A 12,206-nucleotide genomic window follows, 5' to 3' on the forward strand; every position below is an offset into this window, starting at 1 on the left:
TGGAACTGCGTCCCCGAAAAATCCGTGCGTTTAGTCTGAAATCATAGTTAACATATGTTTGACAGTTGTTTTGAGGGCCATTACTTTCCACCCAATCAGCTGGATCACATGGGGGATCCGGGTACCGGGAAGGTGTGGTCCATGTCGGCTCTTTTGGGGGTGGCGCGTCCGCACGCGCTGGCATTGAAGGGCGGCACTCTGGCCGCGGCCACCGTTCTTGCCGGCGCCGGGCTCCTCGGTGTCGCGGCGGTCGGGACGGAGCTGTCGGGTGCGCCGTTCGCCGCGGGCCGGCAGCACGTGGAGCTGGTGGCATTCCCGACGTTCGCCGAGAGCCTGCAGTCCCTGCTCAATGACATGGGAATGGGCGACCTCAACGCGGTACTGGGCGGGTTCGGCAGCTTTAACGTCGATTCGACGGTGTCGCAGTTCCTGGCATCCCTGAACCCCGACGGCATCACCCTGAACGGTCTGACCAACATCTTCGGCATCTCGCTGACCGAACCGCTCTACAGTGCCACCGCCCAATCCCTGCTCGGTTTCGGCAGCGACTGGCTGGTGAACGGCGTGCCGATCGGCAACCTCGACCTCGGCGACTTGATCGATGTCGCGCTTGGTGCCGGCGCCGGCGAGCATTCGCTGACCGACCTGGCAAGTGCGGTGGGCCTGGGCTCGATGCTGAGTCAGTACGGGAGCCTGATTACCGCGCTGGGTCTGGAGAACCTGAACGTGCTCAATTGTGGAGCCTTGGGCCTCGTCTGCAGCAACCCTGACCTGACGCTCAACAGCTCGTTGGTCGACTGGCTGAGTGGGCTGACGGGGGTCCCCACCACCGATGTCACGAAGTACGTCGGCCTTATCAACCCCACTCACACGGTCCTGCCGAATACCGCCACCACCCTGGGCCAGTACCTGCACACCCTTCCGGTCAGCGACACCAACAGCACAACCATGGACAACGCGACGCTGGGCCTGCTGTTCAACCTGACGCCGGGCCAGACCTGGGATCAGTACGTCTCCAACTTCCCGTTCGGTGGGACGCTGCTGGACCCCTCCGGCGAAATCTGGGGCGACCAGACGCTGGGCACCTTGTTGACCAGCTTCCTGCCGGATGACAGCACCCTGACGATCACCGGCGACACCCCGATCACCGACGTCCTCGAGGCCTTCGGCCTGTTCAACTGGTAGCGGAATTTCGCTCTGCCCCTCGGCACCCGGCCATCCGGCCGGGTGCCTTTTTTGTAACCGTCGTACCGCTCGAAATAAGGATGCGCTTGCTTTGCTAGCAATTTGCTAACCGCGCCGTGCGTATTTCGCTCGTAGACCCGCATTCGTTGGTATTTGCAGGCCGTATAATTCATACCGTTTGACCGTTATTCTGGAGGGTTTACGCTATATCGTATTGCGCTGGAACGTAGTCATTCGGCCGGCCTGCAATACCTAGAGAAAGCTGAGTGATTCGTCCTTTCACGGCGGTTAGCGGTTTGGCACTACGGCCCGGCCCACTGATACGGAGTTGCGCTATCTATAGTTCGTGAGCTGGGAAGTTGCTGCTAGCATCAGTTGCTGACGCACGCGAAAGACTTTGGCGGCCAAGTTGACACGAGGCTGAGTACACAATAAGTTAACGTTCGTTGTAAGAAGCACCACCTGATTTAGTTCGATCCCTGAAGGGGGCCTGTTACATGTCCACTCTTTCCATTACCGCGCCGATGGGGACGCGCGGATTCATGACTAAAGCCGGCGCACTTACTGCCGGTACCGCCTTAGCTGGCGCGGCGGTGTTCGGCGGCGTCGCAGTTGCTCCGACGGTTGCCAACGGCATCACCGCGTCGGTGCAGCGCGACTACGTGCTGACGGCCGACTTCCCGACTTTCACCGAGAGCCTGCAGACGCTGCTGGACACCCTCGGCTTCGGCAACATGGGCCAGGTGCTGGGTCTGTTCGGCGACGGCATCAGCACCACCTCGAGCCTCGCTGACCTGCTAGCTGCGCTGAACCCGGACAACGTGTCGCTGGACACGGTCACCGGCGGACTGCTGTCGACCGACCTCACCGCGCTGCTCAACGATGTGCAGCTTCCAATCGGCGGCGGCGCCACCGCCCCCCTGGGCGACGTGCCGATCGATCAGTTGATCGGTGGCTTCATCGGCGGCGCCGGCGCCAACACGAGCATCGGTGACCTGCTCGGCTTCTTCGGCCTGGGTTCCTACGCCGGCCTGCTGGACCTGCCCATGCTCGGCCTGTCGCCCGACGACACGCTGGCCAGCCTGCTCGACAGCATGCTGGGCATCGGCGCCACGACCTCGATCAACGACCTGCTGGACGCGAACGGGATGACCGACGCCACCATCGCGAGCCTGCTGGGCATCACTCCGGACCAGCTCGGCGCCGGATGGGACCAGTTCGTGGACGGCATCACGCTTGGCGGCACCCTGAGCGACCCGGAAGGCACCGGGCACCTGGGCGAGGAGACGTTGAGCGCCTTGCTGACCAGCCTGCTCGGCACCGATGCCACCGCGGTCACCGACTCCACCACGCTGACCGATTTCCTGGGCGACCTGGGCATCTTCAGCATGTTCGGCCTCGGCTGAGTGGAGTAATCCACTAATACGGATAGGGACACATCGGCCACAACCCCCGACGGGTTGTGGCCGATGTGTCGTTGGTGCGCAAGGGGATTCACGCACCCGGCCACCGCTACGGATGCTCGGGGTCGTCGCCGCCGTCGGCGCTGTCGCGCAGCAGTTTCTCCGGGTGGTGATAGCTGTTGGTGCGAGGCTGGCCGCGGTCGAGGTGCGCAGGGGGCAGCGTCTCGATCACCCCGTCGCCGCGCTTGCGGGTACGCCAGCCGCCGGATAGCAGCTGATGGTGCGGACCGCAGCGCAGCGTGAGGTCGTCGATGTCGGTGCGGCCGCTGCGTGCGAAATCGTCGTTGTGGTGCACCTCGGTGAGCAGGGCCGGCACCGGGCACCCGGGATGGGTGCAGCCGCGCTCCTTGGCGTAGAGCACCAAGCGCTGGCCGGGGTTGGCGAGCCGTTTGGCGTGGTACAGCGCGACTTCTTTGGCGCCGTCGTAGATCCGCAAGTAGTGGTGCGCTTCGGAGGCCAGCCGGATCACGTCGCGGAGCGGCAGCCAAGTACCGCCGGCGGTAATCGCCTTGCCCGTCCCGGCGTACAGCTCCGCCAGGCTGACCGAGACGACCACGGTGGCCGGCAGCCCGTGATGGCTGCCCAGCTTGCCAGAGGACAGCAGGTCGGAGCTCATCGCCGCCAGCGCGTCGTGGTTGCGCTGGGCGACCGAGCGGCGGTCATTGTCGATCGCGGCCTGTGATGGGGTGCCGGATAGGCACGGGGTGTCGTCGTCCGGGTTGCACATGCCCGGAGCGGCCCAGTGGGCCAGCACCGCCTCCAGGGCGGCGCGGGCCTTCGGGTCGAGGTGGCCTTTGATCGCGGACATGCCGTCGCGGTCCTGGGGGCCGAGGGTGATGCCGCGTCGTTTGGCGCGTTGCTCTTTGTCGGTGTGGTTGCCGTCGGGGCGCAGGCAGTCGGCGACTCGCTGGGCGAGTTTCGCAAGTTCGTCGGGCCGATGGTGCGCGGCCAAGTCGGTGAGATGCTGCTCGGCTTGGGTCAGCGTTCCCGCATCGATGCTGTCGGGGAGGTAGTCGAACAGGGCGCGGATCACCGCGATGTGCTCGGCCCCGAGTTGCCCTTTCCGTTGGGCGGTGGCCACCGCGGGCAGCACCGGAGCCAGGGGTTCGCCGGTCAAGGCGCGCCGCGGTCCCAGGTCGGCGGCCTCGTCGATGCGGCGCCCGGCCTCCCCGCGGGTGATGCCGAGTTCGTCGGCGAGCTCCCAGCGAGGTTTGCCGCCCAGTTCGGCGGGGTCGGTGGCGGCGACTTGGTTGACCAGCGGGTGCTCCACCGCGGGCAGCTGGCGGCGCAGCGTCTCGCAACGCCGTAGCAGTGCCAGGCATTCGCGTGGGGTCAGTGCCGAGAAGTCCAGGTCCAGGGCCCGATCCAGATCGGCCGAAAGAGCGTCGAACACCTCGACGATTTCTTCCCGATCACTCGAACACATGTGCTAATTCTAGCGATACGCACCGACAAGCGCAGAATCTATCCACAGGCAAAACCGAAGTGACGCAAGTGATTACAGTGAATAACGAGACCTACGGGATACACTCGCCGGCAAGCGCCGCAAGCGCCGCAAGCACCGGCAGTACCCGCACCCCGAGGAACCCCCGCGATGACCCGCACCAGGCGTGCCGCCCCGCTTCCCGTGCGTGACGGCCTGGGCCCGGCCCGGCTGCGGCTACACGGCGGGCCGGTGGCCGCCGAGCTGCGGGCCCGGTGCGGCCCGGCCGCGGCGGCCAAGGTCACCGCCGGGCAGGTGCTGACCGCTGACGGCGCGGTGGTCGATGAGACGACGGTGCTGCCGGCCGGCGCCGCTATCTTCTGGTACCGGGAACTGCCCGACGAGGTGCCGGTGCCCTTCGATATCCCGGTGCTGTTCCGCGACGAGGACCTGGTGGTGGTCGATAAGCCGCACTTTCTGGCAACCATGCCGCGGGGGCGTCATGTGGCTCAGACCGCGCTGGTGCGGCTGCGCCGTGAGCTGGGCATTCCCGAGCTGAGCCCGGCGCACCGGCTGGACCGGCTCACCGCCGGGGTCTTGCTGTTCACCACCCGCCGCGAGCTGCGCGGGCCCTACCAGACGCTGTTCGCCCGCGGCGCGGTGCGCAAGCAGTACCTGGCCCGTTCCTCGGCGCCGCCGGTGGGCGATTTCCCACGATTGGTGCGCAGCCGGATCGTCAAACGGCGCGGCTGCCTGCAGGCCCGCGAGGAACCCGGCGAGCCCAACGCCGAGACACTGGTCGAAGCGCTGGGTAGCGGCTGCTACCGGCTGACGCCGCGCACCGGCCGCACCCACCAGTTGCGGGTGCACCTGGCCTCGCTGGGCCTGCCGATCGACGGTGATCCGCTGTACCCCGACGTCATCGAGGTCGCTCCCGACGACTTCTCCACTCCGCTGCAGCTGCTGGCGCACCGGCTCGAGTTCGACGACCCGTTCACCGGGCGTCCGCGTCGCTTTGTCAGCGGCCGCGCGTTTCGGCCCTGAGCCTGCCGGGTACAGGAAGGCACGACGAACCAGAGGGGAGTCTCATTCTGATGAACGCACAAGGCAGGATGGCGATCGCAGTGCTCGGCAGCGCAGCGGCGCTGGTGGCAGCGGGTTGTAGCGGAACCAAAGAAGAAAGCCCGACCAGCACGACCACCACCACCACGATCGAGATGACCACCACGATGGAGACCACGCCGATGGAGCCGGCACCCGGCGAGCCCGGCGGTCCGAACGGTGGCGGCGGCCCCGGTGGCGGCGGCGGTGAGATCCCCGGCGGCCCGACCGGTGGCGGTGGCCCCGGTGGCGGCGGCGGCCAGATCCCGGGCGGCCCGACCGGTGGCGGTGGCCCCGGCGGTGGCGGCGGCCAGATCCCGGGCGGCCCGACCGGTGGCGGCGGCCCCGGCGGCGGTGGCGGCCAGATCCCGGGCGGACCCACCGGCTGGGGCGGCCCCGGCGGTGGCGGCGGCTGCCTGCCCGGTGTGGGCTGCGGCGGCTGGCCGTGATCGGTCACCGACACTAAGAACGTCGCGATCGGCTCGTCGACGGCGCCCAGCGCCTTCGGCGAGCCTTTCGCTGCTCGAGCCGGCCCGCAGTGAGGCCCGCGACGACGAGCGTCTCGGCCGGTCTCCCGACAGCCGAAAGCCGGCCAGCGGCAATGCTGGCCGGCTTCGGTGGGCGGTCAGTGCCCGGGAGCTCCCGGTGGGCCGACAGGTCCGACCGGTCCCGGAACGCCCGGTCCACCCGGAGGCCCGGGCGCGCCCGGAGGCCCGATTGGTCCACCCGGAGGCCCGACCGGTCCCGGTGCACCCGGCCCACCCGGAGGCCCGACGGCACCCGGTCCACCCGGAGGCCCGACGGCGCCCGGTGCCCCGGGCGGGCCGATGGCACCCGGTCCGCCAGGCGGGCCGACGTTACCGGGAGGTCCGGGAGGTCCCGGGGGACCAGGAGGCCCCGGCGGTCCGGGCGGCGGAGGCGCTTGGGGTAAGAAGCTGGTGACCTGCGTGGCGACACCGGGTTCCGTTGCGCCCGCAAGGGGCGACAGGCCCACGGCGGCGACGATCCCGCCGGCGGCCAGCCCAGCCACGCTCACGCCGATCAGCGCGTGTCTGTTGTTCATCATTTTCCGATTCCTTAGCTCGATTGCTTCGGACATCAGGGCGGGTACCCGGCTTCCCCGAGCAGCGAAACCACCCGGGACAAATCCACGCTCACCAGGGAAGAAGTCACCGTTGACACGAAGGGCACCAGAAGCTGATGCGCTCACCGGTGCGGTCGCACTGGATGGGAGATCCGCAGCGCCGGCACGGTTTGCCGGCCCGGCCGTACACCCACAGCTGCCGGCCCGGACGGGTGTCGCCGGTGGTGCAGCGCGACCACCGCAGCCGATTCGCCCACAGCATGTCGTGGGCCCGCGCCACCACGCGGGCCGGATCCGCCAGGGCAGCAACCGGGGCTGTCGGTAACCGGCCGGCGACGAAGCACAATTCGTTGCAGTAGACGTTGCCGATCCCGGCCAGCACGGTCTGATCCAGCAGGGCCGCCGCCAGCGGACGTTGCGGGTCGGCCATCAAGTTGGCCACGGCGCTGCCGGGATCCCAGTCGGCGCCAAGCAGATCCGGGCCCAAGTGCGCAACGGCCTGCTCGTCGCGGTCGCGGTCCAGCACCTCCAGTACCCCCAGGTCGATCCCCAGGGCGCGAATGTGGCCTGTCTCCAGAATGATTCGCACGCGGTGGTCGAGTGGTCCACGCGCGATCCGCCAAGCGCCCTCCATCTTCAGGTGCGAGTGAACGCTGGCGCGTTCGGTGCGGATGAACAGGTGCTTGCCGCGGCTGATCACTTCGTCCACCCGCTGACCGCTCAGGTCCACTCCCGCGTAGCGGGGCACCCGGATGTCGCAGCGGGTCAACGTCTTTCCCGTCAGTGCCGCATCGAGCACGGCCGCGGTGTGGAAGACGGTGTCACCTTCGGGCATCAGCGCAGCCGCAGTCCGCGCGGAGTGCGGGAGAACCCCGCCTCGGTCAGCGCGGCCAGCGTCGGCGAATCACGCAGCTCCAGCACCGGGGTGCCGTCCGCCCGCTCGACCAGGGTCCCGTCGACCCGGCGCTCGGCGATCAGCCCGGCCAGCGCCCCGGCGGCGGCCCGCTGGACCTCGGCCGCATCGTCGCCGGTGGCGAAGTTGAGCAGCGACCGGCCGCCACGTTCGACGAACCACACCAGTTCGCCGTCGACCAGCACCACCAGCGCGCCCGCCTTGCGGCCCGGCCGGGCGGTACCGGGATGCGCCGGCCAGCTCAACGCCGCCCCGTAGGGATTGGCCGGGTCGGCGGCGGCCAGCGCCACCGCGTGATACTCCGGGCGGGCCGGGTCGACGCCGTCGAGGTAGCCGCGCAGCCGGTCCACCGTCGAGGCGAGGGCGAACTGGGCAGCCCCCAGCGATTCGATGAAATAACCGCGCTGGCAGCGCCCGGCCTCTTCGAACGCGCTGAGCACCTTGTACAGGGCGGCGAACCCGCCCGGCACCGCTTCGGCGGCCACCGCGCCGCGGGTCAGCACGCCGTAGCGGTGCAGCAGCAGCTCGGCGGTGTGGTGGGCGCGTACGGTGGAATCCTCTTGCGGCGCAGGCAGTCTCGACCAACGTCCGGCTACGGCCGGGTCGGCGGCCCGGGCGGAAGCGTGGGCGACGCTGTAGCGGCTCAGCCGGGGTGGGCGCTTGGCGCGGTGCGCCGGGGTGGAACGCCGGGTGCCGCCCAGCACCGCGCGGATCGGGGCGAAGGTGTCACCGGTAACCCAGCCCGCCCAGATCAGCTCCCACAGCGCGGCTTTCAGCGCTTTGGGGTCAGCTTCGCTACTGCCGTCGCCGAGCTGCCGAAAGAAGAACGCCCCACCACCGTCGAGCGCGTCCAAGATCTGCCGGTGCGCGTCATCGAAGTCGAGCGGCGCGCCGGGGGCCAGCGTCAACGGCGCCGAATCCGCGGTATGGAAGGTAATCCAGCCGTCGGCGGCCGGCGCGTTGCCGGCCGGGGCGCCGGCGCCCGCCCACAGCACCTCCCCGGAGGCGAGCAACTCGTCGAGCATGGCCGGGGAGTAGTCGCGCACCCGCGAACCCAGCACCAGCGGCTCGACCGCCGAAGCCGGCAGCGGCACACCCGCCAGCTGCTCGATCACCCCGGCCAGCCCGTCAAGACCGGATGCGGTGCCTCGGGCGCCTATCTGCTGCCAGGCCGGCAGGAACCGCCCGTAGGCGGCCGGGGACACCGGCTCGATCGCCGAGCGCAGTGCGGCCAGCGACCGGCGCCGCAGAATCCGCAAAACCTCGGCGTCGCACCACTGCTCGCCCGGGGAGTCCGGGAAGTCGGCGAACTCCCCACGCACCACCCGCCCGTCGGCGGCCAGCCGGCCCAACGCATCGGCGGCCACCCGGGTGCCCAGCCCGAACCGCTCGGCGGCCTGCCCGGTGGTGAAGGGTCCGTGGGTGCGGGCGAAGCGGCCCAGCAGCTCACCCAGCGGGTCGGCGACCGGCTCGGTGAAACCCGCCGGAACCCCGGGGGGCACCGCCACCCCGATCCCGTCGCGCAACCGGCCGATGTCCTCGATGGCGATCCACCAGCTGCGCCCGGCGAACGACACCGCCAGCACCCTGCGGGCGGCCAGCAGATGCTCCAGCCAACCGCTCACATCATGGTCGCCGGCCCGTGCCGCGACCTCCTCGCCGGTGAGCGGGCCCAGTAGCCGCAGCAGATCCGCCACCCCCTCGGCGTCGCGGGCGGCCTTCTCCGGGCTCAGGTGCTGCAACTGGCGGGCGGTGGCGGCAACGACGTCGGGGTCGAGCAACTCGCGCAGCTCCACCCGGCCCAGCAGTTGCGCCAGCAGGGTCGGATCCAGCGACAGTGCGGCCGCGCGCCGCTCGGCCAGCGGGCTGTCGCCCTCGTACATGAACGCCCCGACGTAGCCGAACAACAGCGACGCCGCGAACGGCGACGGGGTGGCCGTCTCGACCTGCAGCACCCGCACCCGGCGCTGCGCGATCCGCGCCATCAGATCGGTCAGTGCCGGGACGTCGTAGACGTCCTGCAGGCATTCCCGCACGGTCTCCAGCACGATCGGGAACGCGGGGTAGCGGCGGGCCACATCGAGCAATTGGGCGGCGCGCTGGCGTTGCTGCCATAACGGGGTGCGGCGGCCCGGGTGCCGGCGCGGCAACAGCAGCGCCCGCGCCGCGCATTCGCGGAACCGGCTGGCGAACAGCGCCGAGCCGCCCACCTCGGCGGTGACGATCGGCTCGATCTCGTCGGCGTCGAAGACGAACAGGTCTGCTCCGGGCGCCTCGGAGTCCAGGGCGTCGGGCAGCCGCACCACGATGCCGTCGTCGGAGGCGGTCGGTTTCTCGTCGATGCCGTACCGTTCGTGCAGCCGCCGGCCCACCGCCAGCGCCAGCGGTCCGTGCACCCGCAGCCCGTAGGGGGAGTGCAGCACCACCCGCCAATCGCCGAGCTCGTCGCGGAACCGCTCCACCAACAGGGTGGTGTCGGTGGGAACCGTCCCGGTGGCGGTGCGCTGGTCATCGAGCAGCCGCCACAGGTTGTCGGCCGCGTAGTCGTCGAAACCCAAACCAGCGCAGCGCTTGTCGAGTGCCGGGCGGTCGAGTCCGGCCAACTCGCCGGTGAACCTCCCGAGCGCGGCGCCGAGTTCGGCCGGGCGACCGACGCCGTCGCCGTGCCAGAACGGCAGCCGGCCGGGCTGGCCGGGCGCCGGTGCCACCAGCACCCGATCGTGGGTGATCTCGGTGATGCGCCAGCTGGTGGCGCCCAACGAGATTACGTCGCCGGGCCGCGATTCATAGACCATCTCCTCGTCGAGTTCGCCTACCCGCGAAGGTTTCTGCGTTCCGGCCAGATACACCGCGAACAACCCGCGGTCCGGGATGGCGCCCCCGGAGGTTACGGCCAGCCGCTGGGCGCCGGGCCGGCCGGTCAGGGTGCCGGTGTCGCGGTCGTAGACCAGCCGGGGCCGCAGCTCGGCGAATTCGGTCGAGGGGTATTTGCCGGAGAGCAGGTCCAGGGTGGCCTCGAATACGCTGCGCGGCAACGTCGCGAACGGGGCGCTGCGTCGCACCGTGTCGAACCAGGCCTCGGCGTCCAGCGGCTCCAGCGCGGCCGCGGCCACCGTGTGCTGGGCCAGGATGTCCAGCGGATTGGCCGGCACCGTCAATGTCTCGATCTGACCGGCCAGCATCCGCTGCACCGCGTTGGCGCAGCCGATCAGATCGGTGCGGTGTTTGGGGATCAAAACGCCCCGCGAGATTTCGCCGACCTGATGCCCGGCTCGCCCGATGCGCTGCAGGCCGCTGGCCACCGACGGCGGCGCCTCGATCTGGACGACCAGGTCGACGGAGCCCATGTCGATGCCCAGTTCCAGGCTCGAGGTGGCCACCACCGCGCGCAACCGCCCGCTTTTGAGGTCTTCCTCGACGGCGGCGCGGGTCTCCTTGGACACCGATCCGTGATGGGCGCGCGCCAACGGTGCGCCCGGGTCGTCGCAGCGTTCGGCGTGAATCTCGTTGAGCCGCGCGGTCAGTCGCTCGGACAGTCGCCGCGAGTTGGCGAACACGATCGAGGAGTGATGCGCCTCGATCAGGTCGACGATGCGCTCTTCGACCTGCGGCCAGATGGTGCCCTCGGCGGGGCTGGCCATATCGGGCACCGGCACCTGCACCGTCAGCTCGAACGTCTTGGCCGCCGGCGGCGCCACGATCCGGGTCGGGGACTGTCCGGACAGGAACCGGGCGACCTCCTCGGCAGGACGCACGGTCGCGCTCAACCCGATGCGCTGCGCCGGAGAGGCCAGCATCGCATCGAGGCGCTCCAGCGACAACGCCAGGTGGCTGCCGCGTTTGGTCCCGGCCACCGCGTGCACCTCGTCGACGATCACGGTCTGCACCCCGGTCAGCGCCTCCCGTGCCGCCGACGTCAGCATCAAAAACAGCGATTCGGGGGTGGTGATCAGGATGTCGGGGGGCTTGGCGACGAGCTCACGGCGCCGGGCGGCGGGGGTGTCGCCGGAGCGGACCCCGACGGTGATGGCCGGCGCGGGCAGGCCGCGGTGCGCCGCGATGCGACCGATGCCGGCCAGCGGGGTGCGCAGGTTGCGCTCCACGTCGACCGCCAGCGCCTTGAGCGGCGACACGTAGAGCACCCGGGTGCCCGCAGCTATCGGGCCCGGCTCTGCGGCCAGCCGGTCCAGCGCCCACAGGAACGCCGCCAGCGTCTTGCCGGAACCGGTCGGCGCGACGACCAGCGTGTTGTGCCCGTCGGCAATCGCCGACCAGGCCTGCTCCTGGGCGGTGGTGGGCGCGGTGAAGGTGCCGTTGAACCAGTCCCGGGTCAGTGCTGAGAACCGGGCCAGCGGGGTGGCGGGTTCGCGGCTCACCCCGCCATGGTGCCAATTTCCCGGCCGCGCTGCCGGGCGGTGCGGTTTTGCGCAGGCCCGCGACGGGTATCCCGCGACCCTGTGGTGGCGGTGACCGGGGGGCCAGCATGACCATGCTCGACGACAAGACGGCGACGGTAGTGCCGATATTCGCCGATGCGACACCGGCGCCGCCGGGGGCGTTGGCCCTGGAGGCGCCGCCCCGGGACTGGACCTGGCTCAACTGGGCGCTGTCGCTGATGACCGCACCGGCCGCGGCGCTGTTGATGGGATTCGCGCTGTCCCGGGTGGCGGGCACCGCCCTGCACACGAACGGGTCGCTGTTCAGCCTGTTCTACCACGGGGCGGCCGGTGTCGCGGCGACGACGCTGTTTCTCGCGTTCTTCTTTGCCACGACACGCCGCCGGGGGATCGCGGTCTGGGCGTGCGGCTGGACCCTGCTGATGGCCGACCTGGTCGTGCTGGTTTCGGTCTTCTAATGCGTCCTTCTAATGCGTCGGGCCCGGCGGCCTGACTCACTCCTCGACGTTGTAGAACGACTCCCCGTCTTCGGGGCTGCCGGAGACCTGGGCGCGATGCCGCCCGCCCCCGGTCGATTCCCTGACGTATACACATCTGACCCTGACGACGATAAGGGTACTGTAGATTCGAGGAGTGAGAT

General features: G+C 69.8%; 8 protein-coding genes. 5 read left to right on the top strand and 3 right to left on the bottom strand.

What is annotated here, in order from left to right; translation table 11 throughout:
- Nucleotides 1–141 precede the first annotated feature (141 nt).
- Both A5771_RS18855 and A5771_RS18860 read left to right on the top strand, forming a co-directional pair.
- On the top strand, nt 142–1,185 hold the full coding sequence (locus tag A5771_RS18855) for a hypothetical protein (RefSeq protein WP_064856728.1): 1,044 nt from the start codon (nt 142–144) through the stop codon (nt 1,183–1,185).
- A 542-nt stretch (nt 1,186–1,727) separates the two neighbouring features.
- Nucleotides 1,728–2,591 carry a hypothetical protein gene (locus A5771_RS18860; RefSeq protein ID WP_131808937.1) on the top strand — a complete coding sequence of 288 codons (864 nt, stop codon included), beginning with the start codon at nt 1,728–1,730 and terminating at the stop codon, nt 2,589–2,591.
- 106 nt (nt 2,592–2,697) lie between these two features.
- On the opposite strand, the gene A5771_RS18865 is transcribed toward A5771_RS18860, so the two are convergent.
- Nucleotides 2,698–4,074 carry an HNH endonuclease signature motif containing protein gene (locus A5771_RS18865; RefSeq protein WP_064856719.1) on the bottom strand — a complete coding sequence of 459 codons (1,377 nt, stop codon included), beginning with the start codon at nt 4,072–4,074 and terminating at the stop codon, nt 2,698–2,700.
- 168 nt (nt 4,075–4,242) lie between these two features.
- Between A5771_RS18865 and A5771_RS18870 the strand changes: the two genes are divergently transcribed.
- Nucleotides 4,243–5,115 (top strand): pseudouridine synthase, encoded by an 873-nt coding sequence (locus A5771_RS18870; protein ID WP_064856720.1) that lies wholly within the window; start codon nt 4,243–4,245, stop codon nt 5,113–5,115.
- Nucleotides 5,116–5,165: 50 nt separating this feature from the next.
- Nucleotides 5,166–5,621, top strand: a complete 456-nt coding sequence (locus A5771_RS23485) for a hypothetical protein (RefSeq protein ID WP_064856721.1) — start codon at nt 5,166–5,168, stop codon at nt 5,619–5,621.
- A 720-nt stretch (nt 5,622–6,341) separates the two neighbouring features.
- Here A5771_RS23485 and nei2 read toward each other — a convergent pair.
- A complete protein-coding gene (nei2, locus tag A5771_RS18880) occupies nt 6,342–7,091 on the bottom strand; it encodes an endonuclease VIII Nei2 (protein WP_064856722.1) in 750 nt (249 codons plus the stop codon).
- Nucleotides 7,091–11,545: an Lhr family helicase gene (locus A5771_RS18885; protein WP_064856723.1), complete on the bottom strand. Its 4,455-nt coding sequence runs from the start codon at nt 11,543–11,545 to the stop codon at nt 7,091–7,093. The genes nei2 and A5771_RS18885 overlap by 1 nt, the downstream gene beginning before the upstream one ends.
- Nucleotides 11,546–11,652: 107 nt before the next feature.
- Here A5771_RS18885 and A5771_RS18890 point away from each other — a divergent pair, with 107 nt between their 5' ends.
- Nucleotides 11,653–12,024 carry a hypothetical protein gene (locus tag A5771_RS18890; protein WP_082947322.1) on the top strand — a complete coding sequence of 124 codons (372 nt, stop codon included), beginning with the start codon at nt 11,653–11,655 and terminating at the stop codon, nt 12,022–12,024.
- Nucleotides 12,025–12,206 lie beyond the last annotated feature (182 nt).

Origin of the sequence: Mycolicibacter sinensis (assembly GCF_001667375.1) — a bacterium.
GTDB lineage: Bacteria > Actinomycetota > Actinomycetes > Mycobacteriales > Mycobacteriaceae > Mycobacterium > Mycobacterium sinense_A.

Excerpts from the sequence above, each read along its gene's own strand:
- A5771_RS18855 (WP_064856728.1), top strand. The coding sequence starts at position 142 with ATGTCGGCTCTTTTGGGGGTGGCGCGTCCGCACGCGCTGGCATTGAAG.
- A5771_RS18860 (WP_131808937.1), top strand. The coding sequence starts at position 1,728 with ATGACTAAAGCCGGCGCACTTACTGCCGGTACCGCCTTAGCTGGCGCG.
- A5771_RS18890 (WP_082947322.1), top strand. The coding sequence starts at position 11,653 with ATGACCATGCTCGACGACAAGACGGCGACGGTAGTGCCGATATTCGCC.
- A5771_RS18865 (WP_064856719.1), bottom strand. The coding sequence starts at position 4,074 with ATGTGTTCGAGTGATCGGGAAGAAATCGTCGAGGTGTTCGACGCTCTT.
- A5771_RS23485 (WP_064856721.1), top strand. The coding sequence starts at position 5,166 with ATGAACGCACAAGGCAGGATGGCGATCGCAGTGCTCGGCAGCGCAGCG.
- A5771_RS18870 (WP_064856720.1), top strand. The coding sequence starts at position 4,243 with ATGACCCGCACCAGGCGTGCCGCCCCGCTTCCCGTGCGTGACGGCCTG.
- nei2 (WP_064856722.1), bottom strand. The coding sequence starts at position 7,091 with ATGCCCGAAGGTGACACCGTCTTCCACACCGCGGCCGTGCTCGATGCG.